This is a genomic window from Synechococcus sp. A15-60 (assembly GCF_014280095.1).
GTDB lineage: Bacteria > Cyanobacteriota > Cyanobacteriia > PCC-6307 > Cyanobiaceae > Synechococcus_C.
In genome coordinates, this window is sequence record NZ_CP047933.1 from 433678 (window position 1) to 453958 (window position 20281).

General features: G+C 60.1%; 28 protein-coding genes and 1 tRNA gene. 4 read left to right on the top strand and 25 right to left on the bottom strand.

From position 1 onward, the window contains the following. Positions 1 to 5: 5 nt before the first annotated feature. Positions 6 to 293, top strand: coding sequence for a hypothetical protein (locus SynA1560_RS02050; RefSeq protein ID WP_186470051.1), 288 nt, complete (start codon positions 6 to 8; stop codon positions 291 to 293). 43 nt (positions 294 to 336) lie between these two features. Here SynA1560_RS02050 and SynA1560_RS02055 read toward each other — a convergent pair whose 3' ends face one another. The 3 genes from SynA1560_RS02055 to SynA1560_RS02065 all read right to left on the bottom strand — a co-directional run bounded on the left by SynA1560_RS02055 (position 337) and on the right by SynA1560_RS02065 (position 4233). Further along, the gene (locus SynA1560_RS02055) at positions 337 to 3474 is read right to left on the bottom strand and encodes an efflux RND transporter permease subunit (protein WP_186501067.1); all 3138 of its coding nucleotides are present in this window, start codon (positions 3472 to 3474) and stop codon (positions 337 to 339) included. 110 nt (positions 3475 to 3584) lie between these two features. Continuing rightward, entirely contained in the window at positions 3585 to 4076 is a 492-nt protein-coding gene (locus SynA1560_RS02060; RefSeq protein WP_186470053.1) for a photosystem I reaction center protein subunit XI, read from the bottom strand. A 40-nt stretch (positions 4077 to 4116) separates the two neighbouring features. Then, the gene (locus SynA1560_RS02065; protein ID WP_186470955.1) at positions 4117 to 4233 is read right to left on the bottom strand and encodes a photosystem I reaction center subunit VIII; all 117 of its coding nucleotides are present in this window, start codon (positions 4231 to 4233) and stop codon (positions 4117 to 4119) included. Positions 4234 to 4347: 114 nt separating this feature from the next. On the opposite strand from SynA1560_RS02065, the gene SynA1560_RS02070 reads away from it, so the two are divergent. Then, positions 4348 to 4842 (top strand): hypothetical protein, encoded by a 495-nt coding sequence (locus SynA1560_RS02070; RefSeq protein WP_186501068.1) that lies wholly within the window; start codon positions 4348 to 4350, stop codon positions 4840 to 4842. On the opposite strand, the gene SynA1560_RS02075 is transcribed toward SynA1560_RS02070, so the two are convergent. Continuing rightward, the gene (locus SynA1560_RS02075; RefSeq protein ID WP_186470055.1) at positions 4800 to 5762 is read right to left on the bottom strand and encodes a glycosyltransferase family 2 protein; all 963 of its coding nucleotides are present in this window, start codon (positions 5760 to 5762) and stop codon (positions 4800 to 4802) included. The genes SynA1560_RS02070 and SynA1560_RS02075 overlap by 43 nt on opposite strands. An 82-nt stretch (positions 5763 to 5844) precedes the next feature. Continuing rightward, positions 5845 to 6585, bottom strand: coding sequence for a C40 family peptidase (locus SynA1560_RS02080; protein ID WP_186501069.1), 741 nt, complete (start codon positions 6583 to 6585; stop codon positions 5845 to 5847). A gap of 17 nt (positions 6586 to 6602) precedes the next feature. On the opposite strand from SynA1560_RS02080, the gene SynA1560_RS02085 reads away from it, so the two are divergent. Next, the gene (locus tag SynA1560_RS02085) at positions 6603 to 7499 is read left to right on the top strand and encodes a serine hydrolase (protein WP_186501070.1); all 897 of its coding nucleotides are present in this window, start codon (positions 6603 to 6605) and stop codon (positions 7497 to 7499) included. A 19-nt stretch (positions 7500 to 7518) separates the two neighbouring features. On the opposite strand, the gene SynA1560_RS02090 is transcribed toward SynA1560_RS02085, so the two are convergent. Both SynA1560_RS02090 and alr read right to left on the bottom strand, forming a co-directional pair. Beyond that, positions 7519 to 7607: transfer RNA gene (locus SynA1560_RS02090), tRNA-Ser, on the bottom strand. A 34-nt stretch (positions 7608 to 7641) separates the two neighbouring features. Then, complete coding sequence (gene alr, locus SynA1560_RS02095; RefSeq protein WP_186501071.1) at positions 7642 to 8823, bottom strand: alanine racemase; 1182 nt, start codon at positions 8821 to 8823, stop codon at positions 7642 to 7644. Between the two features lie 74 nt (positions 8824 to 8897). Between alr and SynA1560_RS02100 the strand changes: the two genes are divergently transcribed. Beyond that, positions 8898 to 9395: an HNH endonuclease gene (locus SynA1560_RS02100; RefSeq protein WP_186470059.1), complete on the top strand. Its 498-nt coding sequence runs from the start codon at positions 8898 to 8900 to the stop codon at positions 9393 to 9395. An 11-nt stretch (positions 9396 to 9406) separates the two neighbouring features. On the opposite strand, the gene prfA is transcribed toward SynA1560_RS02100, so the two are convergent. The 18 genes from prfA to rplE form a co-directional block, all read right to left on the bottom strand. Continuing rightward, positions 9407 to 10504 carry a peptide chain release factor 1 gene (gene prfA / locus SynA1560_RS02105; protein WP_186470060.1) on the bottom strand — a complete coding sequence of 366 codons (1098 nt, stop codon included), beginning with the start codon at positions 10502 to 10504 and terminating at the stop codon, positions 9407 to 9409. Positions 10505 to 10615: 111 nt separating this feature from the next. Next, on the bottom strand, positions 10616 to 10873 hold the full coding sequence (gene rpmE, locus SynA1560_RS02110; protein WP_186470061.1) for a 50S ribosomal protein L31: 258 nt from the start codon (positions 10871 to 10873) through the stop codon (positions 10616 to 10618). A gap of 8 nt (positions 10874 to 10881) precedes the next feature. Further along, entirely contained in the window at positions 10882 to 11286 is a 405-nt protein-coding gene (gene rpsI / locus SynA1560_RS02115; RefSeq protein WP_186470062.1) for a 30S ribosomal protein S9, read from the bottom strand. Continuing rightward, the gene (gene rplM, locus SynA1560_RS02120; RefSeq protein ID WP_186470063.1) at positions 11283 to 11735 is read right to left on the bottom strand and encodes a 50S ribosomal protein L13; all 453 of its coding nucleotides are present in this window, start codon (positions 11733 to 11735) and stop codon (positions 11283 to 11285) included. The genes rpsI and rplM overlap by 4 nt, the downstream gene beginning before the upstream one ends. A gap of 153 nt (positions 11736 to 11888) precedes the next feature. Beyond that, complete coding sequence (truA, locus tag SynA1560_RS02125) at positions 11889 to 12758, bottom strand: tRNA pseudouridine(38-40) synthase TruA (RefSeq protein ID WP_186501072.1); 870 nt, start codon at positions 12756 to 12758, stop codon at positions 11889 to 11891. Positions 12759 to 12802: 44 nt separating this feature from the next. Then, positions 12803 to 13153: a 50S ribosomal protein L17 gene (gene rplQ, locus SynA1560_RS02130; RefSeq protein ID WP_186470065.1), complete on the bottom strand. Its 351-nt coding sequence runs from the start codon at positions 13151 to 13153 to the stop codon at positions 12803 to 12805. Positions 13154 to 13193: 40 nt separating this feature from the next. Further along, positions 13194 to 14132, bottom strand: coding sequence for a DNA-directed RNA polymerase subunit alpha (locus tag SynA1560_RS02135; protein ID WP_186470066.1), 939 nt, complete (start codon positions 14130 to 14132; stop codon positions 13194 to 13196). Positions 14133 to 14176: 44 nt separating this feature from the next. After that, positions 14177 to 14569: a 30S ribosomal protein S11 gene (rpsK, locus tag SynA1560_RS02140; RefSeq protein ID WP_007099867.1), complete on the bottom strand. Its 393-nt coding sequence runs from the start codon at positions 14567 to 14569 to the stop codon at positions 14177 to 14179. A 57-nt stretch (positions 14570 to 14626) separates the two neighbouring features. Then, positions 14627 to 14992, bottom strand: coding sequence for a 30S ribosomal protein S13 (rpsM, locus tag SynA1560_RS02145; protein ID WP_186470067.1), 366 nt, complete (start codon positions 14990 to 14992; stop codon positions 14627 to 14629). Positions 14993 to 15065: 73 nt separating this feature from the next. After that, positions 15066 to 15179 (bottom strand): 50S ribosomal protein L36, encoded by a 114-nt coding sequence (rpmJ, locus tag SynA1560_RS02150; RefSeq protein WP_186470068.1) that lies wholly within the window; start codon positions 15177 to 15179, stop codon positions 15066 to 15068. Between the two features lie 46 nt (positions 15180 to 15225). Beyond that, a complete protein-coding gene (locus tag SynA1560_RS02155) occupies positions 15226 to 15777 on the bottom strand; it encodes an adenylate kinase (protein WP_186470069.1) in 552 nt (183 codons plus the stop codon). 42 nt (positions 15778 to 15819) lie between these two features. Beyond that, a complete protein-coding gene (gene secY, locus SynA1560_RS02160) occupies positions 15820 to 17139 on the bottom strand; it encodes a preprotein translocase subunit SecY (protein ID WP_186470070.1) in 1320 nt (439 codons plus the stop codon). Positions 17140 to 17245: 106 nt separating this feature from the next. Next, a complete protein-coding gene (rplO, locus tag SynA1560_RS02165) occupies positions 17246 to 17698 on the bottom strand; it encodes a 50S ribosomal protein L15 (protein WP_186470071.1) in 453 nt (150 codons plus the stop codon). Positions 17699 to 17704: 6 nt separating this feature from the next. Further along, complete coding sequence (rpsE, locus tag SynA1560_RS02170; protein ID WP_186470072.1) at positions 17705 to 18346, bottom strand: 30S ribosomal protein S5; 642 nt, start codon at positions 18344 to 18346, stop codon at positions 17705 to 17707. A 14-nt stretch (positions 18347 to 18360) separates the two neighbouring features. Further along, positions 18361 to 18729, bottom strand: a complete 369-nt coding sequence (rplR, locus tag SynA1560_RS02175; RefSeq protein ID WP_186470073.1) for a 50S ribosomal protein L18 — start codon at positions 18727 to 18729, stop codon at positions 18361 to 18363. A 33-nt stretch (positions 18730 to 18762) separates the two neighbouring features. Further along, complete coding sequence (rplF, locus tag SynA1560_RS02180; RefSeq protein ID WP_186470074.1) at positions 18763 to 19302, bottom strand: 50S ribosomal protein L6; 540 nt, start codon at positions 19300 to 19302, stop codon at positions 18763 to 18765. Between the two features lie 15 nt (positions 19303 to 19317). Then, positions 19318 to 19719 (bottom strand): 30S ribosomal protein S8, encoded by a 402-nt coding sequence (rpsH, locus tag SynA1560_RS02185; RefSeq protein ID WP_186470075.1) that lies wholly within the window; start codon positions 19717 to 19719, stop codon positions 19318 to 19320. Between the two features lie 19 nt (positions 19720 to 19738). Beyond that, positions 19739 to 20278, bottom strand: coding sequence for a 50S ribosomal protein L5 (gene rplE, locus SynA1560_RS02190; protein WP_186470076.1), 540 nt, complete (start codon positions 20276 to 20278; stop codon positions 19739 to 19741). Between the last annotated feature and the right edge of the window lie 3 nt (positions 20279 to 20281).

Below are 20281 nucleotides of genomic sequence, written 5' to 3' on the forward strand. Positions count from 1 at the left end.
TGTCCATGGCTTCATTACCCCCAAGGCTTGAGCTCGTCGTGCTGCTTGCAGGGGCTGTGGTCGGTTACAACCTCACAATGCAATACCTGCCAAGTCAGCGCATCAACCTGGGGCAGATCGAGGCTCAAGATCGACTCGATCGTGGAGAATCCTGGCCCGCGAGTGCCGCCAAGAGCTCCCAGCCGGCCGCCCCATCCGATGCGATGTCTACAGCACTGGCCTTGAGTTCAGGCGTCTGCACCGTTCCAGCGGGCGGCGGGCCTGCCTTGAACGAACGCTTCGAACCCTGCTAGTCGGAGTCCTGGCCGCGGTGTTCGAGCCAATGACGACCGTGGTTCAACCATCCAGCTCTGGCATCGCTGGTCCCACACCACGCCAGCGTTTGATTGAGAAGTAAATAGCTGGCACCACAAAGAGGGACAGCAGAGTTGATGCCAGAAGACCACTGAACACCACAGTGCCAATGCTGATCCGGCTTGCTGAACCGCTCCCTGTGGCAAGCAGCAAGGGCAAAAAGCCTGCCAACGAAGTCACGGCGGTGAGCAGGATCGGCCGCATTCTGTTGATTGCAGCTCCTTCAATGGCCTCGAGTAGACCAATGCCCTGTTTCAAGCGTTGATTGGCGAACTCCACGATCAGGATGCCGTTCTTCGCCGCCAGGCTGACCAGCACCAGCAGACCCATCTGAGCGTAAACATCAAGGCTGAGACCACGCAGTTTTAGACCGATCAGTGCTCCCAGGAGTGCCATGGGCACGGTGAGCAGGATGATCAAAGGATCCACGAAACTCTCGTACAGGCCTGACAGCAGCAGATACACCACCGTGAGGCCGAGGGCGAACAGCACCCACGACACTGACTCGGCGCGGGTTTCTTCTTTGGCCAGGCCCGTGAAGGCCAGGTCCAGGTTGTTTCCGCCGGTCCGTTCGCTGAGTGCTTTCAGCAGATCGATGGCCTGGCCGCTGCTGATGGTGTCTTCGGGTACGGCCGTGATGCTGATCGATCGGTCTTGGTTGAAATGGTTGATCGTGTTGGCGCCGCTGTCACGGGTCAGGCGTGCCACATTGGCGAGGGAGACCAGCTCACCGCTGCGGTTGCGCACCATCAGGCCGGTTAGGTCGCTGGGTGTGCTGCGATCCCGTCCTTCCAGCTGGATGTAAATGCTGCGGATCTCCCCGCCTTCAAAGGTGTCGTCGATGTAGCGGCCGCCGATGGCCGTGCCGATGTCTCTCAGCGTTGGTCCCACTGGCAAGTCCAGCGCTGCCATCAAGCTGCGGTCAACGTCCAGGCGCCATCGCGGTGAACTGGCATCGAAACGGGTGCTGACCCGTTGGAAGCTCCCGGTGGCTTCTGCGGCCTCAATGAATTGCTGAGCCTGTGCCTCAAAGGCTTGCAGGCTGAGTTGGCCCCCGCTTCGGTCGAGTAACTCCAGTTGGAGACCCGACTCACTGCTGAATCCCCGCACAGTAGGGGGCGTGGTCACGATCACTCGGGCATCGCTGATGCGCTGACGCAATGCACGGTTCAGCCGTTGTTTCACGGCTTCACTGCTGTTCTCGCGTCCCGATCTGTCCTTGAGTGGTGTGAGACGCAGGTAAAAGGAACCCGAATTCTCTCCGCTCTGTCCGAAGGAGCTTCCGGCATAGAAATTGCCGCTCCGCACCAGTGGTTCTTCTGCGACCACCGAGCGGATGCGCTTCATGATGGCTTCGGTGCGCTCCAGGCTGGCTCCGTCCTGAAGGGTGAAATAGCCACGAATCTGTCCTTGGTCCTCATTGGGGATGAAGGCTGTGGGAATGGTGGCTAGGCCAATCCCTGTGATGATTAGACCAGACAGCAACAAGGCGATCACCAGGCGACCGCGTGGGAGCCACACCCCAAGCAATCGGCTGTAGGTCTGTTGGAGCTGGGTCATTCCACGGCGTAGTCCGCGACTGAGTTTCTGCACCGGTCCTGGCAACCGTCCGCCACCGGGCCCAAGCACGCGCGCGCAGGCCATTGGAGTGAAGGTGAGGGCATTGAAGGTGGAGAACAGAATCGCGCCACAAATGGCGAGAGCGATCGGTTCATAGAGACGGCCGATGGATCCTGGGATGAGCAGGACTGGCAAAAACACAGCTGCCAACACCAACGAAGTGGCGACCACGGCGCCACCCAGTTCAGCCATGGCATCTTCGGCGGCCCCTTGGGGTTCGGCACCGGCTTCAATGCGGCCGGCAATGTCTTCACTCACCACGATCGCGTCGTCCACCACGATGCCCGTGGCCAGCACGAGTCCGAACAGGATCAGGCTGTTCAGATTGGAACCGCTCAGCCGAACGACAGCAAGACTGCCGATCAAGGCGACGGGCACACTCAGACCAGGGATCATGGCCAGTCGCCAGCGCCCTAGGAACAGCACCAGCACAACGAGCACCAGCACCACCGAATCGCGAAGCGTTGCGGTGGTGCGATCGAGGTTGGCTTGAATGTTGTCCGCTACATCGACGATGACTTGCATTGTCAGGCCCGGCGGGAAGCTGCTTTCCATCCGCTTCAGCGCATCCCTGACCGCCCGGCTCACCGCAAGAGCATTGGTGCCGTCACGTTGATAGATCCCCATTGCGACCGAGCTTTCTCCCTGCAGGTTCAGGGCTCTGCTCCCGTAGTTGCGCTGTCCAAGCTCTACGCGACCGACATCCTGCAGCCGCACCAACCCTCCGTTCTCCGTTCGCTTCACAACCATTTCTTCGAAGTCGCGAATGCTGCGCAAGCGCCCCTCTGCATCCACCGGAAGGCTGAATAACTGACCACCTGGTGCCGGTGCTTTGCCGAGGTTGCCAACCGCAGCCAGAACGTTCTGTTCGGATAACGCAGCGCTGATGTCGCTGGTGGAGAGGTTGAACTGTTCCAGTCGGTTGGGATCCAGCCAGAGGCGGAATGCCAGTTCGCTGCTGCCGAACACCCGGACGTCACCCACTCCAGATGCGGAGCGCAGGCTTTCGCTCAGGTTTTGATCCAGCCATCCACCGAGAAAGATCGGCTCATACATCCCGGCTGGAGCGCTGAAGCCAAGAATTAACAGCAAATCATTGCTGGATTGGCTGACGGTCAGCCCCTGACGGGTCACGGCCTGGGGCAGCCGGCGGCTGGCGAGGTTCACCTCGTTCTGCACCTTGATGGCGTTGAGCTCGGGGTCCCCGGATGCAAATCGCAAACTGATGCTGGCGCTTCCTTGCCGGCTGCTGGAGGTCATGCTCTCCAGTCCGTCGAGACCGTTGAGCTGTTGTTCCAGCACGGTGGTAACGCTCTGCTCCACCACCTCAGCCCCCGCCGCCGGAAAATTGGCGCGCACACTGACGCGTGTTGGCGCCAGTGGCGGCAGATCCTCGAGTCCGAGTCCCACCAAGGACACGACACCCGCTAGCAACACCAATAGGCTGCAGACGATCGTGAAGACGGGCCGTCTCAGGAATGGCTGGGAGATGGACCGCACTGCTTCGATCTCAAACGCAGTGGCAGACCGACAATAAAGATCCCCTCCAACATTCGCCGATGGTTGGAGGGGATGAAAGGGGGATTGAGTTCAGAAACGCCCCCAGTTGCTCAGCCGACGCTCCAGACGCCTGCAGCAATCTTGAACAGGTCCTGAACGTGGACGGTGTTGCACAGGAACCAGGCGAACACAGCACCACCACAGCCGCCAAGCCAGAAACCACTGGTGAAATCAGCCCAACCCATCCGGGTGAACAAATCAGCCGGAGGATTCGCCACGGTGGGGTCCGAAGGTGGGACGTTCGGTTGAGCACCCGGCTGGTTGTAGAGCAGGAACAGCAGGGTCAGGATGTGCACAGCACCGATGGCAGCAAGCAGGCCTGCCGTCTCGGCATAGTCTGTGTTGCGAAGTGGTCCACAGATCGTGAAGGGTCCGTAGAGCAGATAGCCGAACGCAGCGCCGGTTTCGATGCCACGGAAGTTGGCTGAAATTCCTGGTCGATATAGAGGCAGGTTGTTGATCAGCGCCTTGATGAAATAGCCACTGTTGACGGGGGTCGCCAGGTTCCCAACACAGGGATCAGACGCTGGAGTGACGGTCATTGGATGAAAAAGCCGAGGTTGAAGGGTTTGCAGCCAGCGATCACTCAGCTGCTGTAATCACACGTCCAACGAGAACGATGAAAACTGCGGGGAAAACAATTCCGATGATCGGAACAAAGATCACCGGCAGCCATGCGGCTGCAAATTCTCCAGTCATGGCAGCGGCCAAAAGGTCCGCCGTTACTGTAGGGACTGCCTTTCTGCCGGTCTCAGACCAGGCGGATCGGCGACATAAAAGTTCAATCCATTCGGCCTTCGCCTTTCAGTGCCCATGACTCAGCTCCTTGCAGGTGGTGCCGCACTCGTGCTGATGGCTGTGCTTTGGGGGCTGGGCCGTCGCCCTGGAAAAGTCCTCTTGCGCAGCACGGATGCAGCGTCGGTGGCGGCGATCAATCGGGCACAGCTGGGGGTGGTTGAAACCGTGCTGATTCAGGAGAACGATGCCTCCCCAGTTGAGTCAGCCAGCGCCGAGGTCGCAGCGGATCAGTTCCGGCCTCCATCGGGTGTGTCGGAGCGCATCGCCTTGGAACGTCACTTGCGCCAAGCCATGGAACAAGGCGATCCCCTGCTCAGACTTGACGCCATCGTTGAAGCCGGTGTCTGGGGGCATAGGAATGCCTTGCCACTGCTGCGCCGTGGTTTGCGTGACGCGGACAGCCGTGTTGTTGAAGCAGCTGCAGCGGCGATTGCTCGTCACCGAGGGGCCATGAGGGTGCCCGCGGTTCAAGTGGCTCGACCACCTCGCAACGTGGCGCGGATGCGGTAAATCGGCCGTCCTTGGCTTTCGTGATACGTGCGAATCAGGAGCTCCGCGAGCAGTCCGAAGCAGAACAACTGGATCCCCGCAAGCCCAAGCACCACGGCCATCGTCAACAAAGGACGGTTGCCGATGTCCGCGCCCATTAGCTTGATCACCAACAGGTAAGAGCTCGCGACAAGGCTGGTGGCAATGGCAATCAGTCCCCCGAATCCGAACACATACATGGGTCGGGTGAGAAAGCGCTTCATAAACCACACCGTGAGCAGATCCATCAGCACGCGGAAGGTGCGGTCAATGCCGTACTTGCTGGTTCCGTATTGGCGGGCCCGGTGATTCACCTTCACCTCGGTAATGCGAGCCCCCTCGATGAAGGCCAGTGCGGGGAGAAAGCGATGCAGTTCCCCGTAGAGCCGCATGTCAGAGAGCACATCGCGGTCGTAGGCCTTCAGTGAACAGCCGTAATCGTGGAGCCGCACGCCGGTCACGCGGCCGATCAGTCGATTGGCCAGCCGGGAAGGGAGTTTGCGCTGGAGCTCCGCATCCTGGCGATCGAAGCGCCAGCCACTCACCAGGTCGAAGCCCTCACGCAGCTTGTTCAGCAGCTGTGGAATGTCGGCGGGATCGTTTTGAAGATCCCCATCCAGACTCACGATCACTTGCCCCTGAGCGACATCGAAACCGGCGGCCATGGCTGCGGTCTGGCCGTAGTTCTTGCGCAGCAACACGCCGACCAGTTCGGGAACCTCGGCACTGATGCGCTCCAGAACATGGGAGGTTCCATCGGTCGACCCGTCGTTCACGAGCACCAGCTCGAAGCGTTCACCAGTCGGTCGAAGCGCTGTCAGGAGCTGCTCCACCAGCTCCGGCAGGCTTTCCTCTTCGTTGTAAAGGGGAACCACGACCGAAAGGTCCAGCCCAGCCGTCATCGAGATCCGATCGATTTCAGAGCAACTTAATCGGCGTCAGTGAACACACCTGCAGGCCAGAGCTTGATGGCCTGTTTTGCTCTCAGGGCAAGGTGCTCCCGTCATGGCAGCGAGTAACCCGCCCCGCCCCGCGTAGTTCCGCTCTGTAGTGGCTGGCCACGGGATGACCATCAGCAGGATCAAGGCTGTCGATGCCAATGCCATTGCGGCCATGGTCACGGCCAGAGCTGTGTAGGTACCGACCATCTCCCAGATGGATCCCCACATGGGTGCAGCGCTCCGGCTGGCCGAAGAAAATCAGATCACCCGGTCGCAGTTGGCCCGCATCCTGTGGGCTTACAGCCACCGGACGGCAGAACCGTTCCTGCTGGTAGGCATCACGAGGAAGCCAGATCCCGGCACTGGCGAAGGCGGTCTGAACCAGGCCGGAACAGTCGAGATCAGGACCGATGGTCCCTCCCCAGAGATAGGTGTTGCGGCGCTTCGAGGCCATGGTCAGCCAGGCGAGAACGTCGCTGAGGCGAGCGCTGATGGCATCGGCGCTGAGCAGATGGGGTTCCCAGGCAGAGCAGGCAACGGCCTGTCCATCCAGCTCGCTGAGGGACAGCCAACAGGGATAACCGTCCTCCATCAGCACCACCCGCATCCGGTCGTGCGCGTCGGGCTCCAATGGTTCGATCACCTTGCAACGTCGACCTGCTGCTGCCTGGGTGGCCAGGCCCTCTCCATGGTTTTGGGCGTAACCATTGAGGTCACGACCCAGACTCCAGCAGCTGCCGACGCGGATGAGGTCCGGTGCGATCGGGGTGCCTAGGGTCGGCATTGCCACAAGCCATTGCCATGGCGTTCTACCGCCCCGAGCAGGGGATGCAGAGTCATCTCGCTGCGTTGATCGATCGGTTGGCGGATGATGGCCGTCCCGGCCTTCATGACCAGATCTCTGTCACCTGGGTCCGTTATGACGGCTCTTCACCCACCAGTGGCAGTGGGATGGGTGCTGGATGGTCGGATCAAAAACAGCGTTATCCCGCCAGTGTCGTCAAGTTGATCTACGCGGTTGCCGCGGAGCATTGGCTGCAGCGAGATCTCATTCCCGACAGCGAAGAGCTTCGCCGCGCGCTTCTCGACATGCTCGCTGATTCGAGCAATGACGCCACCGGGCTCATTGTCGATCTGCTGACCGGGACCACCAGCGGTCCGACGCTGCGCTCGCCGTTTCGAGAGCAATGGGAACAGCAACGCTTCGTCGTCAATGACTGGCTGCAAACCTTCGGATGGCCTGAGTTGGAGCACATCAACTGTTGTCAGAAAACCTGGGGAGATGGTCCCTATGGCCGTGAGAAAGCGTTCTACCGGGGTGACAACAGCAATCGCAATGCACTGTGCACAGCTGCGGTCGGACGCATGCTCGAGGCGGTCATGACCGATGCGGTGCTGTCACCCCCCGCTTGCCAGCGCTTGCGTGATCGTCTTCTGCGTTCCCTGGATCTCACCGCACGCGCTGCGGATCCTGAGAATCAGGTGGATGGATTTCTTGGAGGTGGTCTGCCGCCAAAGTCTCTCCTCTGGAGCAAAGCCGGGTGGATGAGTGAGGCCAGGCATGACGCGGCCTGGTGGATGGTGGAGGATCAACCCCCGACGCTTCTCATCGTCTTCTCTGAAGGCAGAAAACAAGCGGCAGACGAAGCGTTGCTGCCCAAAATCGCCAAAGCACTTGTTGCTTATCAGGCCATTTAAGAGCTTCTGTTCAATTCAACGGAGAGGGAGGGATTCGAACCCTCGACAGAAGTTGCCTCCTGTAACTCCTTAGCAGGGAGCCGCTTTCAACCACTCAGCCACCTCTCCAGCGGCCCGCCCACCCTATCAAGCTGACGTCCGATCAGACCACCAGTCGCGGGAGGCGATGTTTGAAGCTGCATAGCACTTCCCAGGGGATGGACTGTGCCAGCTCCGCCCAATCCTGAGGGCGAATCACGTCCTGACCGTCTTGCCCCAGAAGTGTGACTACATCGCCAATCTCGACATCCGGATGGTCGGTGACATCGAGCACCAGTTGATCCATGGTGATCGACCCCACCTGAGCCAGGCTGCGACCACGGTGCAGCGCATGAATGCGTCCTGACAAACAACGACTAACGCCATCGGCGTAGCCGATCCCAACCACAGCCAATCGACTCGGTCGGTCGGTGATGAAGCGGTGGCCGTAACTCACGCCAACGCCGGCATCCACCTCCCGGATCAGGCTCACGCGCGCTTTCACAGCCATGGCCGGCTGCAGATCCAAGCTCTTTTCCAGGTGGGCACTAGGCGCATGGCCATAAAGGGCCAGCCCGACCCGCACCTGATCGTGATGCAGCGAGGCATGGCGGAGCGTTCCTGCTGAGTTGGCGAGATGGCGTTCCAGACCTTGAGCTCGGTGGGCACGCGTGACCGCCTCGAAGCGCTCTTGTTGCAAGCGGGTGATGCGCTCAGCATCACCGTTCAGTTCTCCATCAGCCAGTGCCAGATGGCTGTAGACCGCACAGAGGTGCAATTGGTCAAGCTGAAGGATGGCGTCGGTCAGACGTTCGCCGTCCTCCCAGTTGCAGCCAAGGCGGGTCATGCCTGTATCAATCTTGAGCTGCACTGTGAAGCGGCGACCGCTACCGCTGGCGAGGTTCTGACAAAGCAGTGCTTCACGCATGCTGCTCAACGTTGGCATCAGTTGCCAGTTCAGACAGGCGCGCAGCTCCTCCGCCTGAGTCAGGTTGCCAAGCACCAGCACAGGTTGTTCCAGTCCCGCTCGGCGCAGTTCAATGCCTTCCTGCAGGGTGGCGACACCGAGGCTGCTGGCTCCACCGCAGATGGCTGCACGGGCCACGGTTTCAGCCCCATGGCCGTAGCCGTCTGCCTTCACCACTGCCATAAGAGCGCAGTCATCCGCCAGCAATCGTTTGATGGCCCGTGCATTGGCCTCCACGGCCGCGACTGACACCTCCATCCAGGCACGCTGGCGAGGATCTGCCCCAACAACGCGTTCCGGGCCTGAAGCGCTGTTGGGTTCGGCGGACAAATCAGGCATGCGGGCCAGAGTAGTGAAGGTCACAAAGCTGACTTGGTGACCCCGTTAGCATGACGTGGATTCTTGGGGCTGGCATGGGACAGGTTCTCGTCCTCAATGCGTCCTATGAACCGCTGAACATCACCACCTGGCGCCGTGCCGTCGTGATGATGATTAAAGGCAAGGCTGAAGGTCTTGAGCATGATTCGCAGCGACTGGTGCGCTCCGACCTGCATGTGCCCACCGTCATCCGTTTGCGTCAGTTCGTGCGGGTGCCGTTTCGTCGAATTCCTCTCACCCGCCGCAACCTCTTTCAGCGGGACAACCACACCTGTCAGTACTGCGGCAGTCGCGAGCAGCTTTCGATCGATCATGTGATTCCACGCAGTCGCGGGGGCCAAGACATCTGGGAGAACGTCACCACCGCCTGCACCAGTTGCAATGTCCGTAAGGGCAGTCGAACGCCAGACGAAGCGAACATGCCCCTGCAGCGTCCCCCGCGTCGGCCGTTGAGCAGTCTGAGTTTCGAGGCGGTTCGTCAGATCGATTCAGGTCGCCACCGTGAATGGGCGAAGTACGTCATTGGTGTCTGATGGCTGCGAGGTCAATCGTCGGACTGTTCGCTCAATGCTTCCAGTTTGCTGCGTTGTTCTTCCGCGACGCAGGCTTCGATCACGTCCTCCATCTGTCCTTGAAGCACTGGATCAAGGCTGAAATTGCGACCTAGGCGATGGTCGGTGACGCGGTTGTCTTTCGCGTTGTATGTGCGGATTTTTTCGCTGCGATCCCCTGTGCCCACCTGGGCGCGACGGGCTGAACTCTCGCGTTCATTAGCTTCGGCTAATTGCCGCTCGTAGAGCTTGGCCCGGAGGATCTCCATGGCCCGCTCCCTGTTCTGCAGCTGTGACCGCTCCTGCGTGCAGAACACCCGGATGCCGGTCGGCTTGTGCAGCAAGTCAACCGCGGTCTCCACCTTGTTCACGTTCTGTCCTCCGGCACCGCCTGAACGGGCTGTGCTGATGTCCAGGTCACCGGGATCGATCTGGACTTCCACAGGATCCGCTTCCGGCATCACGGCCACGGTTGCCGTCGAGGTGTGAACGCGTCCTTGAGATTCCGTTGCGGGAACCCGCTGCACCCGGTGCACGCCGGCTTCAAATTTCAGTGCGCTGAACACGGCGTCACCCTTCACGGACAGAATCAGCTCGCGATACCCCCCCAGGTCTGCTTCGCTGGCGCTGACAGGTTGCACACTCCAGCCCCGACGGCTGCTGAACCGCTCATACATTCGTGCTAAGTCACCCGCCCAAAGACAGGCTTCGTCGCCACCGGCACCCGCTCGGATTTCGAGCATGACACTGCGTTCATCACGGGGGTCCCTTGGTAGCAATGCCAGTGTCAGTTGTTGAATCAAGGCGTCGTGGCGGGCATCCAGAGCCTCCAGCTCCTGCTGAGCGAGCTCCTCCATCTCTGAGTCCCCGCGGCTTTCGCGGAGCAATGACCGCGCCTGGTCCCGTTCATGAATCACGGTTTGCAGAGCTGCGTAGTCGAGCACCAGGGGTTCCAGCCGCGAACGCTCTTTGGCGATTGTCTGCAGACGTTCAGGATCCGCTGCCACATCAGGGTCAGCGAGCTGACGTTCCAGGTTCTGGAAACTGCTGGTGGCCGCGTCGAGGCGACTATTCAGGGTTGAAGGATCCATCGCCACAGGGGCACTGTCTTGAGCGGGAATGGACAGGAAAGTTCAAACAGAAAAAAGCCCCGAAAGCAGAGAAGAATCTGCTTTCGGGGTTCTGAATCAAGAGACTCCAATTCAGGAATCGGCCTTGGTGTCGCTGGTCTTGTCGTTGGATGTGGCGCTGGTGCTGCCCATTCCGTATTTGCGCATGAAGCGATCCACACGTCCTTCGGTATCCAGAATTTTCTGGGTGCCGGTGAAGAACGGATGGTTGCCGCTCCAGACGTCGACGTGGATTTCGGGTTGGGTGGAGCCAGTGGTCATCACCACTTCCCCGTTGCAGATCACCTTGGCATCGGGATACCAGGTGGGATGGATGTCGGACTTGGGCATGACAGAGATCAGCGCTTGGAGAACTGGGGAGCCTTGCGAGCTTTCTTGAGGCCGTACTTGCGACGTTCCTTGGCCCGGGGGTCACGGCTGAGGTGTCCTTCCGTCTTGAGAGGCTTGCGATTGTCAGCGGATAGCTCGCACAGCGCGCGGGCGGCACCTTGCTTGATGGCGTCGGCTTGGCCGGTGAGTCCACCGCCACGAACGTTCACCAGAACGTCGTATTCAGCGATGAGCCCAAGGGTCTGCAGCGGAGCCTTGACGGCTGCGATGTAAGCAGGGTTGTAATTGAGGTAGTTATCGCCCGGACGACCATTGATGGTGATCGTGCCGTTGCCGGGGACGAGGCGAACACGAGCAACGGAGGTCTTGCGGCGACCGGTGCCCCAGTAGACGACAGAATTGGAAGTGCTCATTGGGCGGAAGCGGCGGGATCGAGCTGCAGGGGCTGGGGCTGCTGGGCGGCGTGGGGATGCTCGGCACCCTTGTACACCTTGAGCTTGCGGAACATCTGGCGTCCCAGAGCATTGTGGGGAAGCATGCCTTTAATGGCTTTCTCCACAATGCGCTCGGGGAGTCGCTCTTGGAGGTGGGCGAAAGTCTCAACCTTCATGCCACCGGGACGACCGGAGTGACGGCGATACAGCTTCTGCTGTGACTTGTTGCCACTGACGCGCACCTTGTCGGCATTCACGACAACGACGAAATCGCCGGTGTCCAGGTGGGGGGTGTAACTGGCTTTGTTCTTGCCGCGAAGCACGGAAGCCACTTCGGTCGCGAGGCGGCCGAGGGTTTGATTCTCAGCGTCCACCAGATACCACTGGCGTTCGATCGAATCGATGGAAGGGACGGAGGTCTTGTTCATCGCGCCGGCACGCCGGTTCGGTTATGCCCCGTCGCATGACGACGAAGCTGGGCAGGGAGCATCAGTGACGCCGTGGCGTTCTGACCAGAGCTCAAAGATCGACTTTACCTGTCCGAGGGGCTCCCCTTGATCAATCAAGGAAGAATCGTTCGTTCAGGCATGGTGTGGCCAAGGTGGTGGATCCGGGGGCGGATCTTCCGAGGCCAAAAAATACGTCGGTTGACAATCGTACCAGCCGCCCTTGCTAAAGATCTCCTCGGGGTACCCAGCGCGCAGCAGGCACAGACCCTGGGCCGGTGCTCCATCTTTCACTTCATGCCGTCGACGTTCACGCCAGCGTTGCTCGAAGTGTCGCAGGGTCAGTCGGTGTTCTCCCACAGCCACCAGTTGGCCCATGAGCAAGCGAACCATGCCATACAGGAATCCACTGGCCTGGATCTCGACATGAATTAGATCTCCCGCGCGCTGAATGCAAACGTCTTGAATCGTGGTGCGGGAGTGTGCGCGTCGACTGCCGGCGCGCTGAAACGCTGCGAAGTCGTGGCTGCCAAGCAGGCCTTGCAGCGCCTGCTTCATCACCTGTTCATCAAGCCGCGCCTGGTAGCGATGCCAGCTCCACGGTGCAAGAAACAGGTTGGGGCGACGACCGTTGTAAACGGTGTAGCGATAGCGCCTGTAACTCGCGGAATAGCAGGCATGCCAGTCGAGCGGTCGCTCCACTGCCTCACGCACTCGGATCGAACCAGGCAGTCGCCCGTTCAACGCTGGTGCCCATCGGCTCGCGGGGATGGGACCACTGCAATCGAAGTGGACCACCTGTCCAGCGGCATGAACTCCGGAATCGGTGCGACCGGCGGCCACGCTGTGCACAGGCCGGAGGGGATCCAGGGCTGCGATCGCGTCATCAAGGACGCCTTGAACGCTGGTGCCCTGACGCTGCCGTTGCCAACCGCAAAAAAAAGACCCCTCGTACTGAAGACTGAGGGCAATGCGTCGTGGACGATTGCCCTCAAGTTCAGTCAAGAAGTCAGTTGCGGATCGCTTGGAAATGCTGATACCAGTCAGTCTCAGACCAGTTCAATGATGGCCATCTCGGCATTGTCACCACGGCGACGAACCGTTCGAGTGATGCGGGTGTAACCGCCCTTGCGATCGCTATAACGCTCTGGAGCCTTTTCAAACAGGGCGTGCACCAGCTGTTTGTCGTACACATAGCCCAGTACCCGGCGACGGGAGGCGAGGCTGCCTTCCTTGGCAAGGGTGATCATCCGTTCTGCCTCATCACGAAGCGCCTTGGCACGCGCTTTGGTGGTGGTGACGCGACCTTCGCGGATCAGCTGCGTGGTCAGGCCACGCAACATGGCCTTGCGTTGGTCAGCGGGGCGACCCAGCTGCGGGACTCGGCATTGGTGACGCATGGTTCTGTCGGGACTGGAGGCGTATGAAAGGGGAATGAAATCAGGCGCTGGTGCGGCTCTGAGGAATCTGGATGCCGATGCGCTCGAGAGCCTCGATCACTTCGTCAGCAGACTTGGAACCGAAGTTCTTGATTTCCAACAGGTCCTCGTAGCTGAAGCCCATCAGATCGGAAACCGAATTGACCTGCGCGCGCTTCAGGCAGTTGTAAGCACGCACTGACAGATTCAGCTCCTCGAGAGGAATTTGAGCTTCTGCTGTGGGTTCGGGTTCTGCCGGAACCTCTTCCACCATGGTCACGGTGGCCAGGGGTTGGAAGAGTTCAATCAGCTGATTGGCCGATTGAGCAATGGCGTCATCGGGTGTGATGGAGCCATCGGTCACCACCTCCATCCGCAGACGCTCGCGAGCGGATCCCCCTTCTGCGACAGCGGTTTCATCAATGGTGAAATTCACCCGGTGGACGGGCATGAACACCGCATCGATCTGGAGAAGATCGATGGCGCTGGTGTCTTCGCTATGGCGATCCACTGGGCGATAGCCCACGCCGCGCTCAACGTGGACTTCCAGCTCCAAGCTGTAGCCCTCACTGACGGTGGCGATCACGCGCTCTCCGTCAACAACTTGAACTTGAGAGGAGAACTGCAGGTCCTTGGCTTTCACCGTGGCGGGCCCGGCAACGATCAAGCGACCGATTTCCAGTTCGCTGGTGCGGCTGTTAACCGTGATCTGCTTGCAGTTCAGCAAAATGTCGAGCACATCTTCCCGAACTCCGGGGATGGTGGCGTACTCATGATTGACACCGGCGATGCGCACGGCCGTCACGGCTGTGCCCTCGAGGTTGCCCATCAGCACCCGACGAAGCGAATTGCCAAGCGTCGTGGCTTGACCACGTTCCAGCGGGCCGATGAGAAACACACCGGTCTGGGAGCGATCGTCAGCGATCTGATGCTCGATACGGTCGATCTGGTATTGCAGCACGGTCTGAGGCGGGGGAGAGAGGGACCTGAACAGGGACGCGTTGATCAGACGCGACGACGCTTGGAACGACGGCAGCCGTTGTGGGGCAGCGGAGTCACGTCGCGGATCAGCGTGATTTCAAGACCTGCAACTTGAAGGGCTCGAATGGCGGTTTCGCGACCTGAACCAGGTCCACGCACCAACACTTCGATCTGACGCATGCCCTGTTCGAGCGCACGTCGGGCAGCCGCTTCAGCTGCGGTTTGGGCGGCGAAGGGAGTGCCTTTGCGAGCACCCTTGAAGCCACTTGCACCAGCCGACGACCAGGAAATGACTTCTCCGGTGGTGTCGGTGATCGACACGATCGTGTTGTTGAAGGTGCTCTGGATGTGAGCAACGCCGTTGGGGACGTTGCGCTTGGCCTTCTTAGGACCTGATTTCTTGACGGTTTTGGCCATGGGCCTGCAGTTAGAGAGGGCTTATGGAACAGAAAGATTCGATCTGCCGAGGAAGGCTTACTTCTTCTTGCCGGCCACGGTTTTGCGGGCGCCGCGGCGGGTGCGGGCATTGGTACGGGTCCGCTGACCGCGCACGGGGAGGCTCATGCGGTGACGACGTCCACGCAGGCAACCGATGTCTTGCAAACGCTTGAGGGCCATGCCCTCTTGGCGACGCAGATCACCTTCAATGGTGAAAGCTTCGGTGGCACCGCGCAGTTTCTGCACATCGCCATCCTCGAGATCCTTGACGCGCGTGTCGGGGTTGACACCGGTTTTGGAGAGGATGGTTTTGGCCCGTGTGGGACCAATTCCGTAGATGTAGGTGAGGGCGACTTCGATCCGCTTGTCGCGGGGGATGTCGACACCAGCAATCCGAGCCACTGAGCTAACAATCGAGGGGGAACAGGTGCCGCCGTGAGGCGGCGGGGGGGCGATCAGAATCAGTCGTCCAGGGTCAACCCTGGCGCTGCTTGTGCTTGGGGTTTTCGCAAATCACCAAGACGCGGCCGTGGCGACGAATCACCCGGCACTTGTCACACATTTTCTTGACCGAGGCACGCACCTTCATGGTGTGGCTCTCCAAAAATTCCAAACAGCTACCGTATCACAGAGGGTCAAGCAACAACGGCTTCGATGCGCTCCGTGATGGCTTCGACGCTTCCATGGGCTTCGACCGACACCAGCAGGTTTTTCTCGCGGTAGTAGTTGATCAGCGGGGCTGTTTGCTCTTCGTAGACCGCGAGTCGGTTGCGAATGACGGCTTCGTTGTCATCCGCACGGCCACGGCCCAGAAGGCGCTCGATCAGCACCGCATCGTCGAGTTCCAACAAGACCACGCTTTCAATGCTCTGGTTGAGCTCTTGAAGGAGCGGTTCGAGCGCTTCGGCCTGAGCCACATTGCGAGGGAAGCCATCCAGAAGCCAGCCCTGGCCATTCAGGGCGGAAAGCTGGGATTTCACAATTGCCAGCACCAGGCTGTCGCTCACCAGCTCTCCACGATTCATCACCGCTTCGGCTTCTTTACCCAGTTCGCTGCCGGCGGCCACTTCAGCGCGCAGTAGGTCGCCTGTGGAGAGGTGTCGGAGATCGTGGGCCTCGCAGAGCCGGGCTGCCTGGGTGCCTTTGCCGGCACCGGGGGGGCCAACGAAGAGGAGGCGTTGCTTCATGGAATTCAGAGACTGGTCGGAAAGGGTCTGTGGTTGTCGGATCTATTGGCGCACGAGGCCTTCGTAGCGCTGAGAGATCACGTAGGTCTGCACCTGCTTGGCCGTGTCGATCGCGACACCGACGAGGATCAGCAATGAGGTGGCACCCAATCCCTGAAAGGTGGTCACGCCAGTGGCGCGCTCCACGGCTGAGGGAATGATGGCCACAGCTCCGAGGAATAAGCCTCCAAGCAGGGTGAGCCTGTTTTTCACACCCTCCAGGTAAGTCGCGGTTGCGGTGCCTGGGCGTACACCCGGGATGGCCACACCTCCACGCTTGAGATTGCTGGCCACGTCCACGGGGTTGAACGTCAGCGAGGCGTAGAAATAGGAGAAGCCAAGAATCAGCGAAAAGAACACGAGGGCATAAATCCACGCATTGGGGCCGCCGGGGTTCAAGGCGCTGGCCGCTTTGATCAGGAACGGGTTGTTGCTGACATTGGCGAGGGTGAGAGGCAGGAAAATGAGTGCCGACGCGAAAATGATTGGCATCACGCCGCCAGCGTTCAACTTGAGCGGCAGATAGCTCTGACGATTGGGAAGAACAGCACCACCCCCGACCTGGCGCTTGGCGCTCACGATCGGTAGACGTCGCTGCCCCTCCTGCACAAAGATGATCCCCACGATGGTGATCAGGAACACCAGCACAAGAATCACGATGCCGAAAACGTCGTTCCGATCGCCTGTCTGCGCTTTTTCGATGGTTGAACCGAGGGCTTTGGGCAAGGTCGCAACGATGTTCAGGAAAATCACCAAGGACGCGCCCTGACCAATTCCCCGCTCGGTGATCACTTCACTGAGCCACATCACGACCATGGATCCCGTCACCAGAGCCAAAGCAGTCTGGGCCACAAACACCAATTCAGACAGGCCTTCCACGGCATAGGGCCGCAGGATCATCGCGAAGATGATGCTTTGAATCAGACCCCAGCCAAGCGCGACGTAGCGCGTGATCTGAGCCAGTTTGCGCCGGCCTGCTTCCCCTTCATTTTTCTGCAGGTCTTCCAGCTGTGGCAGCGAAGCCGTCAGTAGCTGCAGGATGATCGAGGCATTGATGAACGGCAGGATGCCGAGGGCGAAAACACCGAGCGTCGAAATGCCTCCGCCGGTGAAGATGTCGAGGAAGCCGATCAGCTGTCCACCTTGTTCGATGAACGACTGAAAGGCGATGCGGTCGATCCCCGGCATCGGGATGTAGATGCCGAGACGAATCAACATCAGCAATCCCAGCGTGGTGAGAACCCGGCCTCTCAGCTCTGGGTTCTGAACCAGCTGGGTAATGACTTCAGCAGCGCTGGGGTTGCGTCCCCGACTGACGAGCATGGAACAGAGATTGTGTGGGTTGGGCTTGATGCAGCAAAGCCGTCCGCGGAGGGGACCCAGCGGACGGCTTTGACCTTAGATCTGTGGAGATTGATCAGTGTGGATCTCAGTCCAGCAGTTCGCAGGTGCCACCAGCTGCTTCGATCTTGGTCCGTGCGGAGGCCGTGAAGGCAGCGGCTTGAACGGTCAGCTTGGCCTTGAGTTCCCCGTTGCCGAGGATTTTCAAGGGGTGCTTGGGGCTGGTGACAATGCCGTCTTTCACGAGTGAATCGAGATTGACGGTGCTTCCAGCCTTGAGTTCACTTAGAGCTGAAACATTCACCACGGTGAAGTTCTTGGGGTTCACCAGCGGAAAATGCTTCAGCTTCGGCACGCGCCGATAGAGAGGCATCTGGCCACCCTCGAAGCCGGGGCGGGTCGGACGGCCCGAGCGGGACTTTTGTCCGCGCATGCCGAAGCCGCAGCTCGCACCTTGGCCAGCGGCAATGCCGCGACCCTTACGCAGTTTGCGACGACGGGCACCTTGATTGGCCTTGAGAGAGTCGAGTCGGAGAGTCATGGGGAATCAGGAGTAGATCTGCTCGAGGGAGATCCCCCGTTCCTTGGCGGTCTCCTTGTGCGTGCGGAGACTGTCCAGGGCCACCATGGCAGCCCGGGCGTTATTGAGGGGTGTCTTACTGCCGAGGCGCTTGGCCAGCACGTTTTTGATGCCAGCCAGTTCGAGCACGGTGCGGATGGAGCCACCCGCGATCACACCGGTACCAGGAGCTGCAGGGCGAATCAGCACGCTGGCAGCACCGTCACGCCCGTTGGACAGCGTCGGAATGGAGTTGTGACGGGTAAGAGGCACTTTCACGAGGTGCTTCTTGCCATCAGCAACGCCTTTGCGCACGGCACCGATCACGTCACCGGCTTTGCCGACGCCGACGCCGACCTGACCGCGTTCGTTGCCGACAACAACGATGGCGCGGAAGCTCATCTTCTTACCGCCTTTCACGGTTTTGGAGACACGTCGGATCTGCACCACCCGTTCTTGCCATTCGGAGTCACGCTCCTGGTTTCGGCGGTCTCCGCGACGTCCGCCACGGCGGTCACCACGGTCGCGACCACCACGACGCTGCTCCTGCTGCTGACCTTCGGCCGCTGCAGGGACGTCGGACGCTGCCGGGACGGCGTTGGAGTTGGATTGAGGGTTGGAATCGGTCATGGGTTAAGCAGGAATCAGAACTGAAGGCCCGCTTCCCGGGCGGCGTCGGCAAGGGCTTTCACCCGGCCGTGATACAGGTTGCCGCCGCGATCGAAGACCACCTGTTGGATGCCCTTGGCCAGGGCACGTTTGGCGAGCAGTTCACCGACGGCAACAGAGGCGGTGCAGGTGCTGCTGGTGTCTTTGAGACTGGTGCGCAGGTCTTTGTCGAGGGTCGATGCCGAGCACAGAGTGCTCTGCGCATCGTCGTCGATGACCTGGGCGTAGATGTGACTGTTGGAGCGGAACACAGCCAGACGGGGACGCGCGGCTGTGCCACTGAGGTGACGACGCAGGCGCCGGTGGCGCTTCTGTGTCTGTTGTTTGCGGGAAAGGGTCGACATGGTGGGTAATGCGGAAGGGTGTCTGGCAGTGGATTACTTCTTGCCTGACTTGCCTGCCTTGCGCAGGATGCGCTCGCCCGCGTATTTGATGCCCTTGCCCTTGTAAGGCTCGGGGGGGCGGATCGCGCGGATCTTGGCGGCTTCATTGCCCACCAGCTCCTTATCGATGCCGGAGACCGTGACGTTGGTGTTGTTCTCCACCGCGAAGGTGATGCCTTCAGGCGCCAACATTTCGATCTGGTGGCTGTAGCCAGCGCTGACGACGAGCGTCTTGCCTTTCACCTGAGCTCTGGAGCCCACGCCGACGATTTCCAATTTCTTGGAGTAGCCGTTGTTGACACCTTCGATCATGTTGGCCACCAGCGTGCGGCAAAGGCCGTGACGCTCCCGAGAGGTGCGCTTGGTGCTGGTGGGGGCCACCACGATGGTGTTGTCCACCTGATTGACACTCACGCCATCGGGGAGTGTGCGCTTCAGTTCGCCCTTGGGTCCCTTCACGGTCACGGCGAGGCCATCGAGGCTCACGGTCACCTTGTCGGGAACTGGAATGGGGGATTTACCGATACGAGACATGATTGCGGCTCCGGATCAATAGACGTAGCAGAGCACTTCACCGCCGACGCCTTGTTTGCGGGCGTCGCGGTCGCTCATCACACCCTTGGAGGTGGAGATGATGGCCACCCCCAGTCCGCCGAGGACCTTGGGAAGGCCGCGGGTGTTCTTGTAGATGCGCAGGCCAGGCTTGCTCACGCGCTGCATCGAGCGGATGGTGGGCTGGCGGTGCTTGCCGCTGTACTTCAGCTCCAGCACCAGACTGGTGTGGACGCCTTCGCCTTCTTCACTGATTTCGGCAATGAAGCCTTCCTGCTGCAGCACTTTGGCGATGCTGCGCGACATGCGGGAAGCGGGAACTTTCGTGTTTTGGTGACGTTTCTCACTCGCATTACGAATGCGGGTGAGCATGTCGGAAATAGGGTCGTGATTGGCCATGGTGGTTTCCGAGGAGGGCTCAGTTGCTGCGGAATGGCATTCCCATCTCGCGGAGGAGGGCCCGGCCCTCTTCATCCGTGCGGGCAGTGGTCACAATTGTGATGTCCATGCCCCTGATGGCGTCGATCTGGTCGAAGGAGATTTCAGGGAAGATGATTTGCTCTCTCACCCCCAGGGTGTAGTTGCCGCGTCCGTCAAAGCTCTTGGGGCTCACGCCGCGGAAATCGCGGATGCGGGGCAGTGCCAGGTTGATCAGGCGCTCCAGGAAGGCATACATGCGATCGCCACGCAGGGTGACGGCGCAGCCGATGGGCATGCCTTGGCGGATCTTGAAGCCGGCGATGGCTTTTTTGGCGCGGGTCACAACGACCTTCTGGCCGGTGATCTGCGCGAGCTCGTTCACCGAAGCCTCGAGAGACTTCGCATTGGCGGCGGCTTCGCCGAGTCCCCGGTTCACGGTGACTTTCAACACCTTGGGAACTTCGTGGACGTTGGAGAGACTCAGATCTTTCAGCAACTTGGGCTGAATGGTCTCCCTGTAGCGCTGTTTCAGTGACATGGC